22 protein-coding genes and 1 other RNA gene are annotated in these 22,649 nt (G+C 64.2%); 12 read left to right on the top strand and 11 right to left on the bottom strand.

What is annotated here, in order from left to right:
- Positions 1 to 9 precede the first annotated feature (9 nt).
- Entirely contained in the window at positions 10 to 3,099 is a 3,090-nt protein-coding gene (locus tag AC16HO_RS11320; protein ID WP_395643247.1) for an efflux RND transporter permease subunit, read from the top strand.
- An 18-nt stretch (positions 3,100 to 3,117) separates the two neighbouring features.
- Here AC16HO_RS11320 and AC16HO_RS11325 read toward each other — a convergent pair whose 3' ends face one another.
- The gene (locus AC16HO_RS11325; RefSeq protein WP_395643246.1) at positions 3,118 to 3,867 is read right to left on the bottom strand and encodes a hypothetical protein; all 750 of its coding nucleotides are present in this window, start codon (positions 3,865 to 3,867) and stop codon (positions 3,118 to 3,120) included.
- Positions 3,868 to 4,011: 144 nt separating this feature from the next.
- Between AC16HO_RS11325 and AC16HO_RS11330 the strand changes: the two genes are divergently transcribed.
- Entirely contained in the window at positions 4,012 to 6,348 is a 2,337-nt protein-coding gene (locus AC16HO_RS11330) for a Tex family protein (protein WP_395643245.1), read from the top strand.
- Positions 6,349 to 6,518: 170 nt separating this feature from the next.
- Here the strand turns inward: AC16HO_RS11330 and AC16HO_RS11335 are convergent, their stop codons facing one another.
- The gene (locus AC16HO_RS11335) at positions 6,519 to 7,418 is read right to left on the bottom strand and encodes a YbaY family lipoprotein (protein WP_395643244.1); all 900 of its coding nucleotides are present in this window, start codon (positions 7,416 to 7,418) and stop codon (positions 6,519 to 6,521) included.
- A gap of 455 nt (positions 7,419 to 7,873) precedes the next feature.
- Here AC16HO_RS11335 and AC16HO_RS11340 point away from each other — a divergent pair, with 455 nt between their 5' ends.
- Entirely contained in the window at positions 7,874 to 10,678 is a 2,805-nt protein-coding gene (locus tag AC16HO_RS11340; protein WP_395643243.1) for a TonB-dependent receptor plug domain-containing protein, read from the top strand.
- A 106-nt stretch (positions 10,679 to 10,784) separates the two neighbouring features.
- Here AC16HO_RS11340 and AC16HO_RS11345 read toward each other — a convergent pair whose 3' ends face one another.
- The 7 genes from AC16HO_RS11345 to AC16HO_RS11375 form a co-directional block, all read right to left on the bottom strand.
- On the bottom strand, positions 10,785 to 12,350 hold the full coding sequence (locus AC16HO_RS11345) for a tetratricopeptide repeat-containing sulfotransferase family protein (protein WP_395643242.1): 1,566 nt from the start codon (positions 12,348 to 12,350) through the stop codon (positions 10,785 to 10,787).
- A 2-nt stretch (positions 12,351 to 12,352) separates the two neighbouring features.
- Positions 12,353 to 12,649, bottom strand: coding sequence for an AcvB/VirJ family lysyl-phosphatidylglycerol hydrolase (locus AC16HO_RS11350; protein ID WP_395643241.1), 297 nt, complete (start codon positions 12,647 to 12,649; stop codon positions 12,353 to 12,355).
- A 13-nt stretch (positions 12,650 to 12,662) separates the two neighbouring features.
- Entirely contained in the window at positions 12,663 to 13,061 is a 399-nt protein-coding gene (locus tag AC16HO_RS11355; RefSeq protein WP_395643240.1) for a type II toxin-antitoxin system VapC family toxin, read from the bottom strand.
- The gene (locus AC16HO_RS11360; RefSeq protein ID WP_395643239.1) at positions 13,042 to 13,275 is read right to left on the bottom strand and encodes an AbrB/MazE/SpoVT family DNA-binding domain-containing protein; all 234 of its coding nucleotides are present in this window, start codon (positions 13,273 to 13,275) and stop codon (positions 13,042 to 13,044) included. Before AC16HO_RS11360 ends, AC16HO_RS11355 begins: the two co-directional genes overlap by 20 nt.
- 91 nt (positions 13,276 to 13,366) lie before the next feature.
- Positions 13,367 to 14,773 (bottom strand): AcvB/VirJ family lysyl-phosphatidylglycerol hydrolase, encoded by a 1,407-nt coding sequence (locus tag AC16HO_RS11365; RefSeq protein ID WP_395643238.1) that lies wholly within the window; start codon positions 14,771 to 14,773, stop codon positions 13,367 to 13,369.
- 167 nt (positions 14,774 to 14,940) lie between these two features.
- Positions 14,941 to 16,257, bottom strand: coding sequence for a Xaa-Pro aminopeptidase (pepP, locus tag AC16HO_RS11370; protein WP_395643237.1), 1,317 nt, complete (start codon positions 16,255 to 16,257; stop codon positions 14,941 to 14,943).
- An 8-nt stretch (positions 16,258 to 16,265) separates the two neighbouring features.
- Positions 16,266 to 16,829, bottom strand: coding sequence for a UPF0149 family protein (locus tag AC16HO_RS11375; RefSeq protein ID WP_395643236.1), 564 nt, complete (start codon positions 16,827 to 16,829; stop codon positions 16,266 to 16,268).
- 150 nt (positions 16,830 to 16,979) lie between these two features.
- Between AC16HO_RS11375 and AC16HO_RS11380 the strand changes: the two genes are divergently transcribed.
- The 7 genes from AC16HO_RS11380 to AC16HO_RS11410 all read left to right on the top strand — a co-directional run bounded on the left by AC16HO_RS11380 (position 16,980) and on the right by AC16HO_RS11410 (position 20,330).
- Positions 16,980 to 17,204: a TIGR02449 family protein gene (locus AC16HO_RS11380; RefSeq protein WP_395643235.1), complete on the top strand. Its 225-nt coding sequence runs from the start codon at positions 16,980 to 16,982 to the stop codon at positions 17,202 to 17,204.
- A 10-nt stretch (positions 17,205 to 17,214) separates the two neighbouring features.
- The gene (locus AC16HO_RS11385) at positions 17,215 to 17,517 is read left to right on the top strand and encodes a cell division protein ZapA (protein ID WP_395643234.1); all 303 of its coding nucleotides are present in this window, start codon (positions 17,215 to 17,217) and stop codon (positions 17,515 to 17,517) included.
- Positions 17,518 to 17,522: 5 nt separating this feature from the next.
- Positions 17,523 to 17,707: non-coding RNA, 6S RNA (ssrS, locus tag AC16HO_RS11390), on the top strand.
- A 118-nt stretch (positions 17,708 to 17,825) separates the two neighbouring features.
- Positions 17,826 to 18,452: a 5-formyltetrahydrofolate cyclo-ligase gene (locus AC16HO_RS11395; protein WP_395643233.1), complete on the top strand. Its 627-nt coding sequence runs from the start codon at positions 17,826 to 17,828 to the stop codon at positions 18,450 to 18,452.
- 11 nt (positions 18,453 to 18,463) lie between these two features.
- Positions 18,464 to 18,901 (top strand): EVE domain-containing protein, encoded by a 438-nt coding sequence (locus AC16HO_RS11400; RefSeq protein WP_395643421.1) that lies wholly within the window; start codon positions 18,464 to 18,466, stop codon positions 18,899 to 18,901.
- Positions 18,901 to 19,548 (top strand): ribose-5-phosphate isomerase RpiA, encoded by a 648-nt coding sequence (gene rpiA / locus AC16HO_RS11405; protein ID WP_395643420.1) that lies wholly within the window; start codon positions 18,901 to 18,903, stop codon positions 19,546 to 19,548. The genes AC16HO_RS11400 and rpiA overlap by 1 nt, the downstream gene beginning before the upstream one ends.
- A complete protein-coding gene (locus AC16HO_RS11410) occupies positions 19,545 to 20,330 on the top strand; it encodes a glutaminyl-peptide cyclotransferase (RefSeq protein ID WP_395643232.1) in 786 nt (261 codons plus the stop codon). Before rpiA ends, AC16HO_RS11410 begins: the two co-directional genes overlap by 4 nt.
- On the opposite strand, the gene AC16HO_RS11415 is transcribed toward AC16HO_RS11410, so the two are convergent.
- Positions 20,302 to 20,520: a hypothetical protein gene (locus AC16HO_RS11415; protein ID WP_395643231.1), complete on the bottom strand. Its 219-nt coding sequence runs from the start codon at positions 20,518 to 20,520 to the stop codon at positions 20,302 to 20,304. The two genes, AC16HO_RS11410 and AC16HO_RS11415, sit on opposite strands and share 29 nt — an antisense overlap.
- Before the next feature lie 209 nt (positions 20,521 to 20,729).
- Between AC16HO_RS11415 and AC16HO_RS11420 the strand changes: the two genes are divergently transcribed.
- Positions 20,730 to 21,566, top strand: a complete 837-nt coding sequence (locus tag AC16HO_RS11420) for a SirB1 family protein (RefSeq protein WP_395643230.1) — start codon at positions 20,730 to 20,732, stop codon at positions 21,564 to 21,566.
- 41 nt (positions 21,567 to 21,607) lie between these two features.
- On the opposite strand, the gene AC16HO_RS11425 is transcribed toward AC16HO_RS11420, so the two are convergent.
- Positions 21,608 to 21,805, bottom strand: a complete 198-nt coding sequence (locus AC16HO_RS11425) for a rubredoxin (RefSeq protein ID WP_395643229.1) — start codon at positions 21,803 to 21,805, stop codon at positions 21,608 to 21,610.
- A gap of 118 nt (positions 21,806 to 21,923) precedes the next feature.
- Here AC16HO_RS11425 and thiE point away from each other — a divergent pair, with 118 nt between their 5' ends.
- Entirely contained in the window at positions 21,924 to 22,544 is a 621-nt protein-coding gene (gene thiE / locus AC16HO_RS11430) for a thiamine phosphate synthase (protein WP_395643228.1), read from the top strand.
- Positions 22,545 to 22,649: the final 105 nt, after the last annotated feature.

Below are 22,649 nucleotides of genomic sequence, written 5' to 3' on the forward strand. Positions count from 1 at the left end.
CGCGCCGTCATGCTGAAAGCAGTCGTCGACTTTGCCCTGAAGCAGCGCGTCTTCGTCGCCGCGATCACGCTGATGGTCGCGATCGCGGGCATGTACGCGTTCAGTGGATTGCCCGTCCAGGCCTTCCCCGACGTGCAGGACGTGCAGGTGCAGATCATCACGCTCGTGCCGGGGCAGGCTCCGGAGGAGGTCGAGCGCGCGGTGACCCTGCCGATCGAGCGCACCGAGTACGGCGTGCCGAAGCTGACCCAGTTGCGTTCGATCTCGATGACCGGCCTGTCGGTCGTCACGATGACCTTCGCCGACGGCACCGACGACTACTTCGCGCGCGCGCAGGTGCTCGAAAAGCTTTCGGAGATCACCCTGCCGACCGGCATCCAGCCACAGCTCGCGCCGCTGTCGACCGCGGTCGGCGAGATCTACCGCTACATCGTCGAGGCACCGGCCGACATGCCGCTCGACGAGGTGCGCGCGATCCAGGACTGGACGATCGAACCTGCCTTGCGTCAGGTGCCCGGCGTCGCCGACATCAACGGCTTCGGCGGTGCGATCCGCGAATACCAGGTGCACGTGCACCCCGACCTGCTGCGCAAGTACAACCTTTCGCTGGAACAGGTCGGCGCGGCATTGCAGGCGAACTCGGTCAACACCGGCGGTGGTTTGCTCAAGCGCGGCGATGAAGACCTCGTCGTGCGCGCGATCGGCCTGTACCAGACGATCGACGACGTCGGCCGCGTACCGGTGGCCGTGTTCGGTGGCCAGCCCGTGCTCGTGCGCGACATCGGCGAAGCGACGATAGGCACGCAGATGCGCTACGGCATCGTCGGCTACAACCGCCAGGACGACGTGGTCGAAGGTATCGTCGTGATGACCAAGGGCGAAGACCCGGCCAAGGTCATCACGACGCTGAAGGCGCGCATCGCCGAAGTGCAGAAACAGCTGCCGCCCGGCGTCAGCATCCGCCCGATCTACGACCGCACCACGCTGGTCAACCACACGGTCGACACGGTCAGCGAGAACCTCTGCGTCGGCGCCGCGCTGGTCATCGCCGTGTTGCTGATCTTCCTGCACAACTGGCGTGCGGCGCTGATCGTGGCGAGCGTGATTCCGCTCGCGTTGCTGACCGCGTTCCTGCTCATGCGCCTGCGCGGCATCGACGCAAACCTGATCTCGCTCGGCTCGGTCGACTTCGGCATCATGATCGACAGCGCCGTCGTGCTGGTCGAGGCGCTGATGGTGCGGCTCGCGTTCGATGCGGTGCGCGGCGAGGCCACGGCCGAATCACGCCATGCCGTGCTCGCGCAAACTGCGACCCAGCTCGGCTCGCCGATCCTGTTCTCGAAAGCGATCATCATCCTCGCCTTCCTGCCGATCTTCACCTTCCAGCGTGTCGAAGGAAAAATTTTCGCGCCGATGGCGCTGACCCTGACGTTCGCGCTCGCCGGCGCGGTGATCTTCACGTTGACGCTGGTGCCGGCGCTGCTGTCGTGGGCCACGCGTGGACCGGGACTCGAGGAAAAGCACGACGCGTGGATGGAACGCTTGCGCGACAGGTATCGTCGCGATCTCGGCCGCTGGGCGCACCACCCCCGGCTCGTGATCGGCACCGCGATTGGCCTGCTGCTCGTCGCCCTCGCGCTGGCGCCGTTGCTCGGCAGCGAGTTCCTGCCCAAGCTCGACGAGGGCAACATCTGGCTCACCATCGATCTGCCGCCGTCGACCGCGCTGGCCAAGACCAAGGAAGTCGAGCGCCATGTGCGCAAGATTTTGCTCTCGTATCCCGAGGTGACCCAGGTCATCACCCAGACCGGCCGGCCGGACGATGGCACCGATCCGAAGGGTCCGAACAACATCGAGATCATGGCCGACCTCAAGCCGCGCGGCGAATGGCCCGATGTCGATAGATGCTGTGCGGACAAGGACGCGCTGATCCGCGATATGGAGAAAAAAATCCACGCCATGCCCGGCGTGCCGACGAACTTCTCGCAATACATCGAGGACAACGTCGAGGAAGCGCTGTCGGGCGTGAAAGGCGAGATCGCGGTCAAGGTGTCCGGCCCCAGCCTCGACGTGTTGCAAGCCAAGGGCGGGGAAATTGCTTCCGTGCTGCGCCAGGTGCCAGGTTCGGCCGACGTCGAGGAAATCCAGATCGGCGGCCAGACCGAGCTCGACATCACCCTGGATCGCGCCGCGCTTTCGCGCTACGGCATCAACGTCAACGACGCGGCGACAACGGTTGCAACCGCCCTCGGCAGCGCCGTCGCCGGCAACTTCTACGAAGGCAACCGCATCTTCAATGTGACCCTGCGCCTCGATGAGGCTTACCGCAACTCGGTGGAAAAGGTTTCCGAGTTGCCGGTGTCGTTGCCCGGCGGGGCGGGCACGGTGCCGCTGGGCCAGCTCGCACACATCGAGGAGCGCCAGGGCGCCGCGAAGGTGCTGCGCGAGTCGGGCAGCCGCATCGTCGCGATCAAGGTCAACGTGCTCGGTCGCGACCAGGGCAGCTTCGTCGCCGAGGCGATGCGCCGCGTCGCCGACGAAGTGAAATTGCCGGGCGGTTACCGCATTGCCTGGGGCGGACAGTTCGAGAACCAGAGGCGTGCGACGGCGCGACTGATGATCATCGTGCCGCTGTCGCTGGTCGGCATCTTCATTCTGCTGTTCTGGGCATTCCGTTCGATCCGCAAGGCGTTGCTGATCCTGGCCACGGTGCCGTTCACGCTGATCGGCGGCCTCGCCGGGCTCGCGCTGGCCGGTTTGCATCTATCAATTTCCGCGGCGGTCGGGTTCATCGCCGTCGCCGGCATTTCGGTGCAGAACGGCGTGATCATGGTCGAGCAGATCGTCGCCTTGCGCGCGCAAGGTCACGCGATGGAAGACGCGGTGCTCGAAGGCGCGGCAAGTCGCCTGCGCGCCATTCTGATGACGGCGCTGATGGCCGGACTCGGTTTGTTGCCGGCGGCACTCTCGCACGGCATCGGCTCGGAGACGCAAAGGCCGTTTGCCGTCGTCATTGTCGGCGGCATCGTTTCGGCGACACTGATCGCGCTCAACCTGTTGCCGCTGCTGTACGAAGCCGTGGTGGGCGCAGAAACCTGATCGCTCCCGCACGAAAAATCAGAAGAACAAACCGACCGACAGGCGCTTCTGGTTCGGCAGATTGAAATTCGCGTGCTGGTCGTAAGCGAGTCGCGCGAACGCGTGATGCCAGGCATAGGTCGCTGCGATCGCATAGCCATGCACATAGGTCTCAGGATCGGCGAGGCCATGCTTGTATGAAAAATCGAGCGAGCAGCGCGAACCATCGTCGATCGCGTAGCGCAGCAGCAGATGCGTGACGTGCTGACGCGTGGTCAGGCGGTCGTCCCAGATGTGGTAGAGCTGCGCTTCGAGACCGCGCGCAAGCACCTTCGTGCCGAAACCCGCGGTGATCGCGTCGTTCGGATCGAAGTTGAGGTTGTAGTAGGCGTGCAGGTTGGTACGGCCCCAGCCGACGATGGCGTAGTTGTCGTCGCTGCCAATCTGCGTGGTGACCGAGCCGCCCCAGAAGCCGCCGGTCGCGTACTGCCCGGAGAAATCGAGGTTGACGAAGCCGACCTGGGTCACCGCATCGAAGCCCGCACGCGACTGGTGATAGCCCTGCGAGTCGCGGTAGTCTCCGATCCACACGCGCTGGTCGCCGAAGTCGGCGCGCAGGTTCACATCGTAGGCATGCGTGCCGTCGGAATTGTCGTAGTACGACGGCGTCAGCTTCCATTGCAGGCGGCGATCGGCGCCATCGTCGGCGTGAAGCGCCGTGCAGGCGAGCAGGGAAGCCGTCGCCAGGATCGTCGCGTGTCCATTCTGTCTTGGGCGAAATTCGAACATTTCGGCAGTTTCCGCGCGTCCCTTCGAAGCTGCCATTGTAGGAGAGAAGCACGATCCGATTCACAAAACTGCGCTGGATTGCAAGCCTGCGCGCGCGCCTACAATGGCATCCCTTCGTATGGAAAGTCGTTGCAGCAACAGCGTATGTCGAATATCGAAACCAGGATTGCCCAGGAAATCGCCGCTCGGCCCGAACAGGTCAATGCGGCCGTGCAACTGCTCGACGAAGGCGCGACCGTGCCGTTCATCGCGCGCTACCGCAAGGAAGTCACCGGTGGTCTGGACGACACGCAGCTGCGCCTGCTCGAAGAGCGCCTGCGCTATCTGCGCGAACTGGAGGAGCGCCGCGCAACGGTGCTCGCGAGCATCGCCGAACAGAACAAGTTGAGCGACGAGTTGAAGGCGCAGATCCTCGATGCCGACACCAAGGCGCGCCTCGAAGACCTGTATCTGCCGTACAAGCCGAAGCGCCGCACCAAGGCGCAGATCGCGCGCGACGCGGGCCTGCAGCCGCTGGCGGATGCGCTGCGCGCCAATCCGGCCGAGACACCCGAGGCGCTCGCTGCCGTCTACATCGACGCGGAGAAGGGCGTGGCCGACGCCAAGGCCGCGCTCGATGGTGCGCGCGCGATCGTGCTCGAAGAGATGAGCGAAGACGCGGCGTTGATCGGCGAGCTGCGCGAGTGGTTGTGGTCGCGAGGGCAGATCCGCGCCAGGGTCGTCGCCGGCAAGGAAGTCGAAGGTGTGAAGTACCGCGACTACTTCGATCACGTCGAATCGATCCAGACGATTCCCTCGCATCGTCTGCTTGCGCTGTTCCGCGCGCGCAACGAAGGCTTTCTGGATCTTGATCTCGAACCTGGCGTCGAGGTCGAACAAGGTCACGCCGAAGGCGAGGGCCGCATTGCCGCACACTTCAACATCATCGACCGCGGCCGTCCCGCGGATGCCTGGCTGCGCGAAACCTGCCGCCAGCTCTGGCGCATCAAGCTGATGCTGCAGCTCACGCTCGACCTGTTCGGCCGCGCGCGCGAGGCCGCCGAGGACGAGGCGATCCGCGTGTTCGGCAGCAATCTGAAAGACCTGATGATGGCCGCGCCGGCCGGGCACAAGGTCGTCATGGGCCTGGATCCCGGCATCCGCACCGGGGTCAAGGTCGCCATCGTCGAGACCACCGGCAAGGTACTCGGCACCGGCACGATCTATCCGCACGAGCCGCGCAACGAATGGGACAAGTCCATCGCCTACCTCGCTGCCGCGTGCAAGCAGTTCAAGATCGACCTGATCTCGATCGGCAACGGTACGGCTTCGCGCGAGACCGACAAGCTCGCCGGCGAGTTGATGAAGAAGCATGCCGACCTGAAGCTCGCAAAGATCGTGGTCAGCGAAGCGGGCGCGTCGGTGTACTCCGCTTCGGAAACCGCGGCCAACGAGTTCCCCGACATGGACGTGTCGCTGCGCGGCGCCGTGTCGATCGCGCGCCGCCTGCAGGACCCACTCGCCGAACTGGTCAAGATCGAACCGAAGGCCATTGGCGTTGGCCAGTACCAGCACGACGTCAACCAGGTGAAGCTGGCGCGTTCGCTCGACGCCGTGGTCGAAGACTGCGTCAACGGCGTCGGCGTCGACGTCAACACCGCGTCGAGCGCGCTGCTGTCGCGCGTCGCCGGCCTCTCCGCGAGCGTCGCCGAGAATGTGGTCAAGTACCGCGACGAGCACGGCGCATTCCGCACGCGCGCGGCGATCAGGAAAGTGCCGCGCCTCGGCGACAAGGCGTTCGAGCAATGCGCCGGCTTTCTGCGCGTGACCAACGGCGACAATCCGCTCGATGCGTCGAGCGTGCACCCGGAAGCCTATCCGGTGGTCGAGCGCATAGTCGGCGACAGCGGTCGCGAGGTGAAACAGATCGTCGGCGACATCGCCTTCCTGCGCGCGCTCAAGGCGGAAAAGTATACCGACGAGAAATTCGGCCTGCCGACCGTGCGCGACATTCTCAAGGAACTGGAAAAGCCGGGCCGCGATCCGCGCCCCGCGTTCCACATGCCGGAGTTCGCCGACGGTATCGAGGACATGAGGGACTTGAAACCCGGAATGATCCTGGAGGGCCGCGTCTCCAACGTCGCCGCGTTCGGCGCCTTCGTCGACATCGGCGTGCACCAGGACGGCCTGGTCCACATCTCGGCGCTGTCGACCAGGTTCGTCAAGGATCCGCGCGAGGCGGTCAAGGCCGGCGACATCGTCAAGGTCAAGGTGCTCGAGATCGATCTGCCGCGCAAGCGCATCGCGCTGACGATGCGGCTCGACGATCCTGTCGGCGCCGACGCGCAGGGGCGCGCATCGGCGCGTGATACCGGCGCGGCACGCGATCCGCGCGGCGCGAGACCGATACCCAACAATCGCGGTGGTCTTGCGAAACCGGTTGCCGCCACACCGGCGAACAACGCGTTTGCCGACGCGTTCGCAAAGGCGCGGAGATCGTAGCGGGACAGCGATGGCCGGCCTGAGCTACCTCTCCCCTTGCGGGAGGGGCAGCGCGCGCAGCGTACCGGGAGAGGGAGAGGGCGTCGCAGATGCCGTCGGCTTCGACTCACCCCTTGCCAACCCCTCTCCCATCGAGGGAGAGGGGTTTGAATTGCAGTTTGGGTGCCGTGTCAGCGGTGCTTCTTCGCCGGCGCGCCTTTCTTTGCCTTTTCGTCGGTCTGCGCGCCGGTCTGCGGCTTCGGCGCATGACCCTGGGCCACGTCGAGTGCGGCCTCGGCATGCGCCTTCATTGCCTTGGCGTCGGCCTCGGAGACGTCGCTGGTCTGGCCGTTGACAACTTTTTCGTGCAGCACCAGGCTGCCGTCGTCGCCCCAGCCCACCCGCGTGCTCGACAACACCTGGCGTGAGCCGACCGGCGAGGATTCGCGCACGATCGCCCACGGTTTGTCGTCCTTGTAGGCGGCCTTGTAGGTCGTGCGGCCGCTGTCGTCGTAGGCGTCGGTGACTTCGCGCACGAACTTCACCTTGCCGTTGGACAGGAACGCATCCCACGCGGTGCCGAAGTTGTCGTTCGAGTACTTGCCGCTGACCTGCTTGAGGTTGCCGGTCTGCGCGGCGGCCTTTTTGTATTCTTCGAACAGTTTTTCCGCCGGTGTCGGCTCGGGCGCGAGCTGCACGTCGACCTTGGCTGTGCGCGCCTTGTCGGTAAGGACCTGGTATTCGAGCTTCTTCAGGAAGCGCCGGTCGCCGTCGGTCAGGATCGCGTCGAGCGCGTAAATGCCCTTGGGATCGACCTTGGCCGTGTCGATCGGCAGGCTGAACGACAACGGCAACTTGTTCGCATTCGGAATCGTCGTCTGCGCGAGCACGATCTCGGGATGGGAGACGTCGTACACCTTGACATCGACCTTGGCCGCGTCGCTGAGCTCGCGCGGCTCGATCAGGCTGACCGTGCCGGTCACCGCATTCGCGATCGGGGCGACCACCGGGGCGGGCGGCGGCGGGGCGGACGAACCGCAGGCGGCGAGCAGCGCCGAAGAAAGGACGGTCGTGGCAAGAAGAATTCGCATGGCTAACCCTCTTTGGAAAACTGAAAATGGAACGAGCATCACCCTTTCGTGCAGCACCCGCCAGCGCCCGCGAAAAATTCCGCTACGGAGTTTTTCAAGCCTTCCCTGGGCCGTGCCGACATCCGCCCACATATGGATCGACTCCGATTCTAGCCGCGCAGACGCGTGCTGCACAGATATGGCGGCGGGTTCGCGACGTCGCCTTTTCCTCGAGAAGCGGCAAGGAATTTACAAGGATGAAGTTTGCTTCACGAAATTGACAGTAAAGTTAACCATTTGTTATGGTCGGGCCACGGGTGCCGGCCATCCAGCGTCGTTTCTTGCCGGGCAGATCGGCGTCTCGCCGATTGGCCGCGGGTTGCGGCGATGCCTGCAAAAATAGCCGCGCCCCCACTCAATGCGCCGGGTCGGCAAGATAAATGCCCGGCTTCGTACCATTTCTGTTGGGGAACAACATGAAGCAGCGTGTACTCGTCTCGTCCATCATCATGGGCTTGTATGCAAGCCTTGCGGTCGGCAGCGCCATGGCGCAGAGCGCCGACGACCAGCAGGAAAAGAAGAAGGAAACCACGGAGTTGAAGGGCGTCGTGGTCACTGGTTCACTGATTCCGCGCGCGCAGATAGAAACGGCCTCTCCGACGATCTCCATCACATCCGATGAGATGAACCGCCAAGGCTTCAAGAGCGTGTACGACGCCCTGCGTTCCATGCCCGTAGCAAACGGTGCGGTGCTGAATAGCCAGGTGACCAACGGCTTTTCCCCGGCGGCGAATACCGTCAGCATTCTCGGCCTCGACCCGAGCTTTACCCTGGTCTTGCTCAATGGCAGGCCGATCTCGGAATATCCCTTCAGCTACGGATTCACGAACAACTTCGTGGATCTGAGCAATATTCCGACGATGCTGGTCGACCACATTGATATCCTGCCCGGCAACCAATCAGCAATTTACGGGTCCTCCGCTATCGCGGGTGTTGTCAACGTCATCACCAAGCAGCACATCGAGGGCGTGGACCTGCGCTTCCGCGTCGGCGGCTACACCCAAGGTGGTGGACAGCAGCAGAAGCTCGAATTGTCGGGAGGCAAGAACTGGGGTGCGCTCAATGTTCTCTTTGCATTGCAGCTAGAGAACTCGAATGCCGTCTATGCGAAACAGCGCGACTATCTCGACAGTCTGGCCGATGATCCCACCCTGAAGGGCAAGCCTCCGCTGGCTTCGCGTGACCGCGTGGTCCGGGACGCCTTCACCAACAAATATGTGGATCCCGGCGCGGCGACTTGCGCTGCGATCAGCAACCTCTTCTACGGCGACGAGAAGTATCGTACGCGTCCGGGTTCCGGCAACTACTGCGGCAGTTTGACCAGTATCGGTCTCGGCACCCTTTGGCCTCAGAACAAAAACGCCAACGGCTATCTGAATGCCACCTATGAGCTGAACGATACGACGCAACTGTATGGCGATTTCCTGTACGGGTTCAGCAAGACGAGTTACGCCGTGGGCGGCAATGCCTCTCCGTTCTGGAGCTATGGCGTCGGCTCAGGCGGCGGCAGCTATTTCTACGACATCGACAGCAAGCACTTGCTCAATCTCGCCCAGCATATTTTCGCGCCGGAAGAAATTGGCAGCGTCGCCAACCCGATATTCCTCACACACTCCTATGTCGTCAATTTCGGCGCGCGCGGCACGTTCGGTTCGTCGAACTGGAACTACGACGCCTACTTCCATCGCTCGGAAAACGACACCTACTACCGTCAGCGCCGTCCGCTGACCGCGAAGGTCAACGCCTTCTTCCTCGGCCCGCAAGATGGTACTGATCCGTATGGCTATGGCTACCCCGCCTATCACTTGAGCAAGCAAGGGCATTTCTGGGGAGCAATCACCCCGGCCGATTTCCAGGCTTTCTCGGCCGACAACACGAGCAATTCGAGCACGCACTCGCAAACTGCGAATCTGACGGTGACGAATACCGACCTGTTCAGCCTGCCGGCCGGTTCGGTCGGTTTCGCAGGCCTCGTCGAATTCGGCGATCAGGCGATCGACAACCCGCTGGATCCACGCATCGTAAATGGAGACTTTTTCGGATTGGGCGGCACTTCCTCGCACGGTACGCGTGACCACCAGGGTGCAGGCTTCGAATTCAACGTGCCGCTGTTCAGCAAGTTGACGGCAGACCTCTCCGGTCGCTACGACCGCTACGACACCGGCTACAGCTCGCAAGGGAAGTTCACCTACAAGCTCGGTTTGGAATTCCGTCCGATCGACACGCTGCTGGTGCGTGGCAACTACGCAACCGCGTTCAAGGCTCCGGACATCGGCCAGGTATTTGCCTCGAACGGCAAGGCGTACACGAGCGTCACGGATTACTACAACTGCCGAAAGATTGGCGGCGACAACTTCGACAGTACGACGTGCCCCGCGCAATACCAAAGTACACAGATCGAATTGTTCAACGGCGGTGATCGCAACCTGAAGTACATCACTTCGAAATCCTGGGGCTATGGTTTCGTTTGGTCTCCGACCAGCAACTTCAACATCAAGCTGGACTACATCGATGTTCGTCTGAAGAACAAGGTCAATCTGTACGATGCCGATACGATTTCGCGCATCGAGGCGGACTGTCTTATCGGTCATCAGAGCGACGGTACGGTGGTCGATCCGAATTCCGCCCGGTGCAAGGACTTCACCGGTCGTGTAGACCGTGTGCCATTGACTGCGAATCTGGGTGCGGGCACGTTGATCAGCGTGACCACGTTCCCGATCAACGTAGCAAGCGAGCACATCGCCAGCCTGCTCGGAAGCCTCGCCTACAAGGTCGAGCTTGGACGGTTTGGCGACGTGAAGCTCGGCGCGAGCTATTCGAACCAGTTCACACACAGCCAGCAGGATTCGCCATTGGATCCACCCACCGATGTGCTGCGCTACAACGGCTACGGCAATCAGTTCAAGAACATCGGCAATGCTTCGGTTGAATGGGATATCGGTGCGTGGAGCTTCTCCGCCATCGGAACGCGTACCGGCAAGACCTTCAACTACAAGGGCACCGGCACCGTTGGTCCGTGGATGACTTACAACGGATCGATCCAGTACAACTTCAGCGATGATGCTTCGATGACATTGCTTGCCAACAACATCTTCGACTCACGTCCGCCGCGGGACAACACGTTCTCTGCATGGCCGTACTTCGACTTCTACAGCTACAACGGCCTCGGTCGCATCGTCTGGCTGCAAATGGACGTGCACTTCGGCGGCAGCAAGAAGTAAGCAGGCGAACACGCGATCCGCGTTTACAAAGGGCCGGCGTTTTCGCCGGCCCTTTTTCATTGGGTTTCGGGGGAACGCCGATGGCTGCGTTTCGCCGAGCGGAGTTTCAGCGTGGCAGTGCTTCTATGCCGGCCGCGAGCGGATTCAGTTGCGAGGCATACGGCGCCCATTCGGCATCCTCGCGCCTGCGTATCCCGCCGCGCACCTGCATCGCGCTCAAGGTCGCGACCGGGGTGGTGTTGCGGCCGATATCGAGCGCCGCAGCCTCGAACGGCAGTCCGCAGAAATCGAATGCTGCGCGCGCCACTTGTGCCGGATCGCGGGTCAACGACTCGTACGACACATCGAGGATGCGCTCCGGCATGACCGCGTGCCAGTGCGCCATCACGCGCCGGTAGTCCGCGTACTGTGCGGCCAACGCGCCGAGATCGTAGCTGTAGGCGTAGCCGCCGCCGAAGAACGCGCGCCAGTTCGAGAAACAGACGTCCATCGGCGCGCGCGTCATGTGCAGGATGCGCGCCTGCGGCAGCGCGCGCGCGACGAATCCGGCCTGCACGTAGTTGATCGGCAGTTTGTCGATGAACCACGCCTTGCCGCGCGCGCGCCATTGCGTCTGCGCGAGGTAGCGCCGGCCGATCTCGGCATAGTCCAGCCGGGGCGCGCGCTCCAGCATCGTCTCATCGATCGGCTGCACGGTCACATGGTCCGCCGCCCAGCGCATCTGACGGGCGAAATCGCCCAGTTCGCCGGCCGAAATCACCTGGCTGTGGTTGCCGAGGATGCGATCGAGCAGGGTCGTGCCCGAGCGCGGCATGCCGACGATGAAGATCGGTTGCGGACCCGCGTGCGCGACCGTGCCGGGTGCGTTCACGAATTCGGCCGGGCAGCGCGCGATCAGCGCGTCGATGCGTGCCCGCTCACGCGCAATGTCGTGGCCGAGCCGCGCGTACATGACCGCGTTGCCGCGTTCGAGCGCTCGCCAGGCCTCGTCGTAGTCGCCGAGATCCTCCAGTTCCTTGTATTGCGCGAATTCAAATGCCGCATGGTCCTCGCTGCCGCGCGGCACGTGCGACAACTGCGCGCGGATGTAGTCGAGGTGGTTGCGTTCGGCGGTCTGCTTCGACAGGCGTGCGAGGGTGACCACGGCGCGGCCGTAGCTCGGGCCGAGCCTGAGGCAGCGCTCGAGTTCGACGACGGCTTCGTCGATGCGGCCATTGAAGGTGAGCTGCACGCCGCGCAGATAGCTCAGGTCCGCATCGTTCAACCCCGCCGCGCGCGCACGATCGAGCAGGGCGAGTGCCGCGGCGTGCTCGCCGAGCATCTGCTGCATGCCGGCAAGCCGCGCAAGCACCGCGCCGATGCGGCAGCGCGCGATGGCCGGATGCGCAAGGCAGGCGCGCGCCATGACGACTTCGCCGACCATCAGCAGCGCGTTGACGACATTGCCGATCATGTCGGCGTCGTCGGGCAGTTTCGTCGCAGCATCGAGAGCATGCCGCGTCGCGTCGCGCAACCTGCCTTGCGCATGCGCGATGCCGCCCAGGGTCAGGTGCGCCGGCGTGAATGCCGGCATCAGCTTGACCAGGGCTTCGAGCGCGGCGGCGGCGGAACGCTGGTCGCCGCGCACGAGCGCGCGCTGTGCGTCCTGCCAGAGTGAATCGGTCAGATGCATGATCAGTGCGTGCCGTCGGTTCGCGGTGGCTGGCTCGCGGCAATGCGCGCGCCGAGCGCGTCGTAGTCGCCGTCATAGTGATGGCCGCCGGGCAGCGCAACGTCGGTGACATTCGGCTTGCCGGTCAGCGTCGCGCAGAAGCTGTCGGCGCCTTCTTCGGCGCCATGCACGCAGATCACCGGCACTTTCGTATCCGCGATCTCGGGTGCAATGGGAATCGCGCCGTCGTGATGGGTGGAGCCGAACCAGTCGCCGACGTGGATCTCGAACACGGCTTCGGGGTCGGGGGAAAACACCATTTGTACGGCGCTCTCAGGCAATCGCCACGCCTTTGGCGCGCAAGCCGCGTTTGGCCGCTTTGCGCCGCAGCGCCTTGTCCAAGGTCAGGAAGGGTTCCCCGTTGGTCTGTGCGATATGCAGTGCATCAGCAAAATCCAGACCTGCGCGATGATGCGACACGGCCGCACGTACAGTGTCGGTGTCCATCAGGACGATGCGTCCACTGGCGTCCATCCATTCAACGAAGTCGGAGAATTGTGCTGGCGAGTAGCCGTAGACGGAACGAAGTACCCATTCCGTTTCCAGAATCACGGTGGGGAAAACTCGCCAGGGGCGAGTTGCCAGCGATTCGGAAACAACGCGATATTCCCGTGCATCGTCGCCGGTCGCCAGACGTACGAGAATATTCGTATCAACGGCGACGGGCTTCATGCTTCAAGTCCACCGGGTGCGACAATTCGACGGCGCTCAGGCTCGCTCCCGTCGGATTCAACGGCTTCCACGCCGGCCCGCTGTCCGGCTTGAGCACGATGCTGCCGCCTTCGATGGTCACTCCCAAGCGGTTGCCCGCCTTCAAGCGCAAGGCGCCGCGCACGCTGGCAGGAATGACGAGCTGCCCCTTGGAGGAAAGAACCACGGTTTCCATGGAAGGCCCTAACTAATGTAAGCTGGTTTCCATGATACGTCTTACACGGTGGTGTATCAAGACAGCCCGCCAGCGCATCAGGGGCCGTGGGTCAGTGGCGATCGGCGCCGCGTGCCGGCAAGCTTGCGGCGATGCGCGCGCCGAGCGCGTCGTAGTCGCCGTCGTAGTGATGGCCGCCGGGCAGCGCAACGTCGGTGACATTCGGCTTGCCGGTCAGCGTCGCGCAGAAGCTGTCGGCGCCTTCTTCGGCGCCATGCACGCAGATCACCGGCACCGTGGTGCGCGCGATCTCGGGGGCGATCGCCAGCGCGCCGTCGTGCCGGGTGGAGCCGAACCAGTCGCCGACGTGGATTTCAAACACGGCTTCGGGGTCGGGCGAGATCAGCACCTGCGCGGCGATCAAGGCGCGCGTGTTGTCAGGCACGCGGTTGACGACGACAGGCGCGAGACTCGCGCCGAACGAATAGCCGATCACGACGAAATCCGCCGCCGGGTGCTCGTTGCCGTAGTGGCCGATGATGCGCGCCACCGCATCGGCCGCTTCCGCCGGCGTGCGCGTCTGCCAGAAGAATTTCAGCGTGTTGAGGCCGACGACGGCGATACCTCGAGCGGCCAACTGATCCGCCACGGCGACATCGAGGCCCGCCCAGCCGCCGTCGCCGGTAAGCATGATCGCGATGCGTTCGGCGAACGTCCCCTGCGCGGCAACCTCGACCAGCGGCAAGTCGGCAACGTCGGCGGGCAACGGTTTCGCAATCGCGGCCGGTGCGGTCAACCAGGCGACGTCTGCATTCAACTGCGCCCCGGCGTCTTCGTGCGTGTCCGCGCGCAATGGTCGCGGCAGCCTGCGCCAAAGCGCTTCCAGCGCCGACAGCGCGCCATCCGCGCGCGCACCATCGGCGAACGGCAGCGGCAGCCAGCGGTTCGGCAGGGCACCCACCGCGACGATGCGGAACCTGCCGTTGCCGTCGGCTGCGGACATCTCGCCGGCATCGCCCTTGCACAGCGGCTTGGGAAAGCGCAGCGAGAAGTCCCAGCCCAGGGTGACGAGCCCGCGGAACGTGCCCTTCGGTGCCTGCGCATCGACCGCGTACGCAAACGCGGCGCCAGCGCCGTCGCCGATCAGCAGCGGATAGGAAAAATTCTTCAGCTTGCGGTCCCTCTGCATCCAGTCGCTCATTTCCTGAATGTGGGCGGAGGGGAAATGGCAGGCGTCGTTCTTGATCGACTCCATTTCCTTCCGGTATGCGGGATAGTCGATGCCGAACACGAGTGCGCCGTCGGCGCTCAATGCCGTTGCCAGCGACTCGGCACGCGCGTTCCAGCCGTCCTTGTCCGAGAGGAAGACGATGGTGTGCCTGGGCTCGCCGACGGGTGAAGCGACGTGGACGTTGCCGAAGAGACCGTAGTGGACCGGAACGGTGGCCGCGAATGCGGCGGGCGTGAAAGCGATCGCCACCAACCACGCGGCGAGCCGCGACGGTGCGCGTCGCAACATGGCTCCCTCTCCCTCGATGGTTCCATCATCGGGGGGGCGGGCCGGGGGTTGGGGGCACTTTTGATTCTGCCGTTTCGGTCGCGCACGCACAAAAAACACCCCCTCACCCAACCCTCTCCCCCGACAGGAAGCCGTCGGGGGAGAGGGCTTGTTGTTCGCCGGGAGCTTCACGATCGCGCCTTGGCCATCAATGCCTCGATCTCGTCCGCATCGTTCGGCACGTGTGCGGTGAGGATCTCCGGTTCGTCGTGCGTAACCACGATGTCGTCCTCGATGCGGATGCCGATGCCGCGCCATTGCGCGGCGACGCCTCTGGCGTCGGGCGCGATGTAGATGCCCGGTTCGACGGTGACGACCATGCCGGGTTCGAGTTCGCGGTATTCGCCGTCGATGCGGTAGTCGCCGACGTCGTGCACGTCGAGGCCGAGCCAGTGCCCGGTCTTGTGCATGTAGAAACGCCGGTAGGCGCCGTCTTCGATGTTTTTCTGCACAGTGCCCTTGAGCAGGCCGAGCTTGATCAGGCCCGCGGTGATCACACGCACCGCGGCGTCGTGGTAGGCGATGAACGGCCTGCCCGGGCGCACCTCGGCGATCGCCGCGCGCTGGGCCGCGAGCACGATGTCGTACAGCGCACGCTGCGGCGGCGTGAATTTGCCGTTGACCGGGAATGTGCGCGTGATGTCCGAGGCGTAGCAGTCGAGCTCCGCGCCGGCGTCGATCAGCAGCAGGTCACCGTCCCTGAGCGGTGCGTTGTTCGCGCGGTAGTGCAGCACGCAACCGTTCGCGCCGCCGGCGACGATCGGCTCGTAGCTCGGCACCGTGCCGTGTCTGCGGAACGCGTGCAGCAGCTCGGCTTCGATCTCGTGCTCGTTCATGCCGGGCCGCGTGGCACGTATCGCACGCAGGTGGGCGTCGGCGGCGATCTTCGCGCATTTCGCCATCACGCGCAGTTCGCTGCGCGTCTTGTACAAGCGCAGATCGTGCAGGATGTGGCCGAGCGCGACGAACTCGTGCGGCGCGCGCGCACCGCGGCGGATCTGCTCGCGCACGCGGTTGACCCAGCCGATCAGCTTGGTGTCGAACTCGACGTCGCGGCCGAAATGGTAGTAGACGCGCGAGCGGCCCTCGATCATGCCGGGCAGGATGTCGTCGATGTCGACGATCGGGAACGCGTCGTCCATGCCGTAGCGCGCGACCGCGCCCTCGGTGCCCGCGCGTGCGCCGTCCCAGGCTTCGCGTTCGGCGTCGCGTTCGCGGCAGAACAGGATTTCTTCGCCGTGCTCGCGGCCGGGGATCAGCGCAAGCACGGCTTCGGGCTCGCCGAAGCCGGTCAGGTACTGGAAATCGCTGTCCTGCCGATACGGATAGTGCGAGTCGTTGTTGCGCACGCGCTCGGGCGCAGCCGCCACGATGCAGATTGCGTCGTCGCCGACGATGCGCATCAACTGCTTGCGGCGGCGGGCGTATTCCTTCTGTTCGATCATGCAGGGGGTCAGTGCAAGGTCGTGCCGGATTGCGGCGCGGCGTGCAATTCGGCATGCAGCAGCAACGCGCCGACGCGGATGAATTCGATCACTTCGGCGAGTGCGGCTTCGTCGTCCTCGTTGCCGGCGTATTCGAAGCGCGTCGCCGCGATCGTGCCGAAATCACCGAGTATTTCCCGCGCGTCGTGCGACAGTGAGCCGTGCTGGACGCCGCCGGCGAGACCGAAGCCACCGAGAAAGCCGCGGCACCACTCGACCAATGCATCGGCACGCACCTCGATCGGCGTTTCCGTGGCGGGCAACATGGGCTCGAAACCGGGTTCGGGATCGGCAAGCCAGCTCGAACACTCGCGATGCAGTTGCTCGAGCAGGCCCGGCGGCAGTGCGCCGGCGATCTCGCCATCGTGGTCGAATTCGAGCGCGTCGAACCAGTGCCGTGCATCCGCGCCGCCGCCACCGCCACCGCAGAGATAACCGACCAGCGAACCGTGCAATTCGCTCGCGCCGACGCCGGCCTGGACGCGAATGAGCGCGTCGCCGAGTTCGCTGTAGCTGATCGCCGTGGTCGACACTGCTGTCCGGATGGTTTTTGGAATCGAGTTATTGTAGATCGTTTTTTGCTCGTCATCCCGGCGAAGGCCGGAATGCCGGAGAACCAAACCATGGCATCGGCACACCCATGCCGCGTTGACCGGCTCCGGCTGCTTGCATATAGTGCCGGCATGGCCGAAACGCCCAATTTCGTCAACGAGTTCACCGAAATCGGCGGGCGACTGGATCGCTTGATCGAACTGGTGCGCCGTTTGACCGAGGAGAATCGCAGCCTGCGCGCGAGCCAGGAGCAGCTCAACACCGAGCGCGCCAACCTGATGGCGAAGAACGAGCAGGCGCGTTCGCGCGTCGAGGCGATGATCGTGCGGCTGCGCTCGCTGGAGAGCAACGCATGAGGCGCTTTTCATGAGCGAGGCAACGCCTGTTGCGGTGAGCATCCTCGACCGCGAGTTTCTGATTGCGTGCACCGCCGAAGAGCGGCCCGGTTTGATCGCCGCCGCCGCCTACCTCGACGGCAAGATGCGCGAGGTGCGTGGCAACACCCGCACCCAGGGCGTAGATCGCATCGCGGTGATGGCCGGGCTCAACATCGCGCACGAGCTGATGCAAAGCAAACAACGCGCCGACATCGACGGCGGAAGCTTGGCGCAGCAATTGCAGACACTGCGCGGCAAGCTCGACACGGCCTTGGCTACGCACGTAAAATAGCCGCGCGTCCCCTGCGGTGTGCGACAGCGCATCCAAACATATCGCCTTGGTCCTATAAACGACCCCGGGATGGCGGTGCGAAAGTCCGTGTGCATGTCCGCCGTGTGCGGAAAGCCTGACGACCAGCGAGCCCTCCCACCTGATCTTCGGATCAAGGTCGTTTGATGTGCATCGGCATCGCGGAGGGCGTGCTTTACCTGTGCGATCATCCGTGATCGCGAAAGTCAAAAAGCGGCCATCCCTGGACGCATTTCTCAAACAAAAGCTTCCGCCGAGGAAGTGTCCCTCTTAACTTCAAGAGCGAGACGATGGCGGCTTCGACTATGGATACCTCGGACCTCGCGACCGTCACTCGCGCGCGGATGCGCGAGCGCCGCGCGGGATTGGGCGCCGCCGAGCGCCTCGCCGCGGCGAACGGCGTTGCCGCCAGCCTCGGGCAGCTTCCCGAATTTCTCGTCGACCAACGGGTCGCCGGCTACTGGGCCGTTGGCGGCGAGGTGCCGCTGCTTGCGGCCGTGGCGCGACTCAACGCGCGTGGGCAGCAGTATTGCCTGCCGATTGTCGACGAGGATCGTCGTCTGCGTTTCGCGCCGCTGCGACCGAACGCCGAACTGCGCATGAATCGCTACGGCATTCCCGAGCCCCGGCATGACGCAGCGGATTTGCTCGCGCCACAGGATATCGATCTCGTTCTTCTGCCACTGACCGCGTTCGACCGCAGCGGGCGGCGTCTGGGCATGGGCGGCGGCTACTACGACCGCAGCTTTGCTTTTTTGCACGACATGGCGCGACCTGCGCAGCCGCTGCTGGTCGGAATCGGCTACGCTTTTCAGGAGGTCGCAATGCTGCCCGCGCGAGACTGGGATGTCGCGCTCGATTTCATCGCCACCGAAAAAGAACTGATCGACTGCACCCCGCCGGAGAGCCGCCCGTGAATCATTGGCTGATGAAGTCCGAGCCCGACGAGTTTTCCATCGACGACTTGCGTGCGCGCAAGATCGAGCCATGGAGCGGGGTGCGCAACTACCAGGCGCGCAACCACATGCGTGCGATGCGCAAGGGCGACGGGGTGTTGTTCTACCACTCCAGCTGCGAGGTGCCCGGCGTCGTCGGCATCGCGACCGTTGCGACCGAGGCGTATCCCGATCCGACCCAGTTCGATCCGAAGAGCGACTATTTCGACGCGAAATCCCCGTGTGCCGAGCCGCGCTGGTCGCTGGTCGACGTCAAGTTCAAGCGCAAGTTCAAGCGCACGATCACGTTGACCGAATTGAAGGATCGCGCCGAGATGAAGGATTTCGCCCTGGTCCGGCGCGGCAATCGTTTGTCCGTGCTGCCGGTGAGCAAGGCGCAGTGGGATTTCATACTTTCGCTGGAACAATGATGACTCCGCAGGAACAACAGAAACGCCTCGCCGCGCAGGCCGCGATCAAGTACGTCGAGGATGGCAGCATCGTCGGCGTCGGCACTGGTTCGACGGTGATGCATTTCATCGACGAGCTGGGCAGGATCCGCGAGCGCATCAAGGCGGCGGTGTCCAGCTCGGAGAAATCGACCGCGGCGCTGAAAGCGCTCGGCATCGACGTGATCGACCTCAATGCGGCGGGCGAACTCGGCGTCTACATCGACGGCGCCGACGAGTGCGACGGCGCGAAGAATCTGATCAAGGGCGGCGGCGCGGCGTTGACACGCGAGAAGATCATCGCTGCGGCGTCGAAGAAGTTCGTGTGCATGATCGATGTCTCCAAGCGCGTCGATGTGCTCGGCAAGTTTCCGCTGCCGATCGAGGTGGTGCCGATGGCGCGCAGCTACGTCGCGCGCGAACTGGTCAAGTTCGGCGGCCAGCCGGTGTGGCGCGACGGCACGGTCACCGACAACGGCAACGTGATCCTCGACGTGCACGGCCTGCGCATCGCCGATCCGCCCGCGCTCGAGTCCGAGCTGAACCAGCTCGTCGGCGTCGTCTGCGTCGGTCTGTTCGCGCGGCGTCGCGCCGACGTCGTGCTGATCGGCAGCGAACAAATGCCGTGAGCAGGATTCTTGCGTTCACCGCAGCCGTGCTGCCGCTGTCGTCTGCGATGGCGGCCGCACCGACGCCGGCGGAAATTCCGGTCTGGTCGTACGCAGTCGTCAACGTCTATCCACACGACCGCGGCGCGTTCACCGAGGGCTTGTTTTACCGCGACGGCTATCTTTACGAAAGCACCGGCATGAACGGCGCCTCGTCGATCCGCAAGGTCGAATTGAAAAGCGGCCGTGTCGTGCAGCAACACGACCTGTCGAACGCGGTATTCGGTGAAGGCATCGTCGATTGGAAAAACGAGCTGGTCAGCGTGACCTGGAAGACCCAGGAAGGCTACGTCTTCGATCTGGCCACGTTCGCCTTCAAGCGCAAATTCAGCTACCCCGGCGAGGGCTGGGGCATGACCCGCGACGACAGGAACCTGCTGCTCAGCGACGGCAGCGCGACCATCCGCGTGCTCGATCCGGACACGCTGCGCCAGACCGGCGCGATCCACGTGACCGCGCAGGGCCGCCCGCTCGACCAGCTCAACGAACTGGAATGGGTCAAGGGCGACATCTTCGCCAACGTCTGGCCAACCAGCCGCATCGCACGCATCGATCCGAAGACGGGCAACGTGACGGCGTGGATCGACCTCACCGGCCTGCTTTCACACGCCGACCGCACGTTCGCGCGTGTCGACGTGCTCAACGGCATCGCCTACGACGCAAAGCACGATCGGCTGTTCGTCACCGGCAAATACTGGCCGAACGTGTTCGAGATCAGGCTGGTTGCGCCAGCGCGGAAGTGAGCGGCATGCCGCTGGCTGCCTCGGGCCGGCGCTGGGGCGGCGCGACGAGCGCATCGTCGTTGAAATGGTAGACCCCGTCTTCGCCCAGCGCGTGCCAGCAATCCAGTCCGACGCGATACGGCACGAGCCGGCCGGGCGGGCCGCCCACGCGGTACAGCATCTCGTCAGTCATCGGCACGAATCGGCTCATTGCAAGTCTGCCTTTGCGACACCATCTTTCCGCGACAGTGAATCAACGGCGGATGGAACGTGCGTGGCCAGGTTGTGACTTTATTCTTGCAATCGTCACCGACCGCGAAAACCGACAAGCGGCGCATTCTTCGATGCGGAATGCGGTTGGCACAAATTCACCGGTTTCAAGGTACTATCGAGTAGGCTCCTGCCCTGGAGAACAAGAACATGCAAAGGGACAATCCCTGGATCACGTTGCGCGGCGCCAAGGACGAAGACATCCCGCTGTTTTCCTCGGCGCTGCTGATCGCCAAGGACGAGTATCCGGCGCTGGCCGCGGCCGACTACGAAGCACAGCTGCAGGACTACGGCCTGCGCCTGCGCAAAATCCTCGATCCCACCGAATCCGCCGCGACCCAGCTGCGCACGCTGAACGGGTTTCTGTTCGACGAACTCGGTTTCTCCGGCGACGAGCAGGATTACTACGATCCGCGCAACAGCTATCTCAACGACGTGCTCGACCGTCGCCTCGGCAATCCGATTTCGCTCGCGGTCGTGCAGATCGAACTGGCGCGCCGGCTCGACGTGCCGCTCGAAGGCGTCTCGTTTCCCGGTCATTTTCTCGTGCGCCTGCCGCTGGACGAAGGCATCGTCGTGCTCGATCCGTTCCAGAAGGGCCGTTCGCTCGATGCGGCCGAACTGCGTCGTCGCGCGCGCACGCATCTGGACACGCACGACATCGACGACGCGCGTCTGGCGCGCATGCTCGAACCCGCCAGCCACCGCGCGATCCTGACGCGCATGCTGCGCAACCTGAAAGGTGTCTACGCCGAACGCGAACAGTGGGACAAGGCCCTGCGCTGCTGCGACCGCCTGCTCACGCTCGATACGCACCAGCCGGGCGAGTACCGCGACCGCGGCCAGTTCTATCTCAAGCTCGGCCACACGCGTGCGGCGAGCGAGGATCTACGCCGCTATCTCTCGCTGGTGCCGCAGGCCGACGACGTCGACGCGGTGGCGTTGCAGGTTGCCGAGATCGGCACGAATCTGCCGCGCCTGAATTGACGCCCGCTCCCCTTCTTCCTCGCGGGAAGGGAAGCAAAGCATCAAACTTCCGTCATCTCGAAATCGGACTTGGTCACGCCGCAGTCGGGGCAGGTCCAGGTTTCCGGGATGTCTTCCCAGCGCGTGCCCGGTTCGATGCCGTCGTCGGGCCAGCCCTGCGCCTCGTCGTAAATCCATCCGCAGACCACGCACATGAATTTGCGGAAGGGAGTGTCGTCGGTTTGCAGGGCGGCGTTCATCGGCACAATCAACGGGAGTCGGGGGGGAAGGCGGAGCGGGGCGCGGATGGCGCCCTGCGGGCTTCGCGCGAGACGATGCGCGCGGGCGAGCGCGGATTGTACCGGTAGACTATGCGCCATGCACCCACTCCTGACTCGGCGCGGCCTCTACGCCATCAGCGACGGCCCGCGCCCCGACTTCCTCGCCGCGGTCGAGGCCGCCCTGCGTGGCGGTGCCGCGCTGCTGCAGTATCGCGACAAGACCGCGGACTCCGCGCGCCGCGCGTTCGAGGCGCGCGCGCTGCGCGAGCTGTGTGCGCGTCACGAGGTGCCGTTCATCGTCAACGACGACGTCGATCTCGCGCTCGCCGTCGGCGCCGACGGCGTGCATCTTGGCGAAGACGATGGCGATATCGCCGCTGCGCGCGCACGCCTCGGTGCGGAAGCGATCATCGGCGTCTCGTGCTACGACTCGCTGGCGCGCGCGCGACAACTTGCCGCAGCCGGTGCGGACTATCTTGCCTTCGGCGCGTTCTTCGCGTCGCCGACCAAGCCGAATGCGCGTCGCGCCACGCCGGATTTGCTGCGCGCGGCGAAACCGCTGGATCTGCCGCTGGTGGCAATCGGCGGCATCACGCCCGACAATGCGCCGGCGCTGGTCGAGGCCGGCGCCGATTTCCTCGCGGTGATCTCCGGTGTCTTCGCGCCGGCCGATCCGGAAGCCGCCGCACGACGCTACGCGGCAATGTATACAAAATGACAAAGTGGAAAACATGATCACGAATCACGATTGGTTTCAGCGCGCGCAACCCCTGATGCCTGGCGGCGTCAATTCGCCGGTGCGCGCGTTCAAGTCGGTCGGCGG

It is taken from the genome of Rudaea sp. (assembly GCF_057139185.1).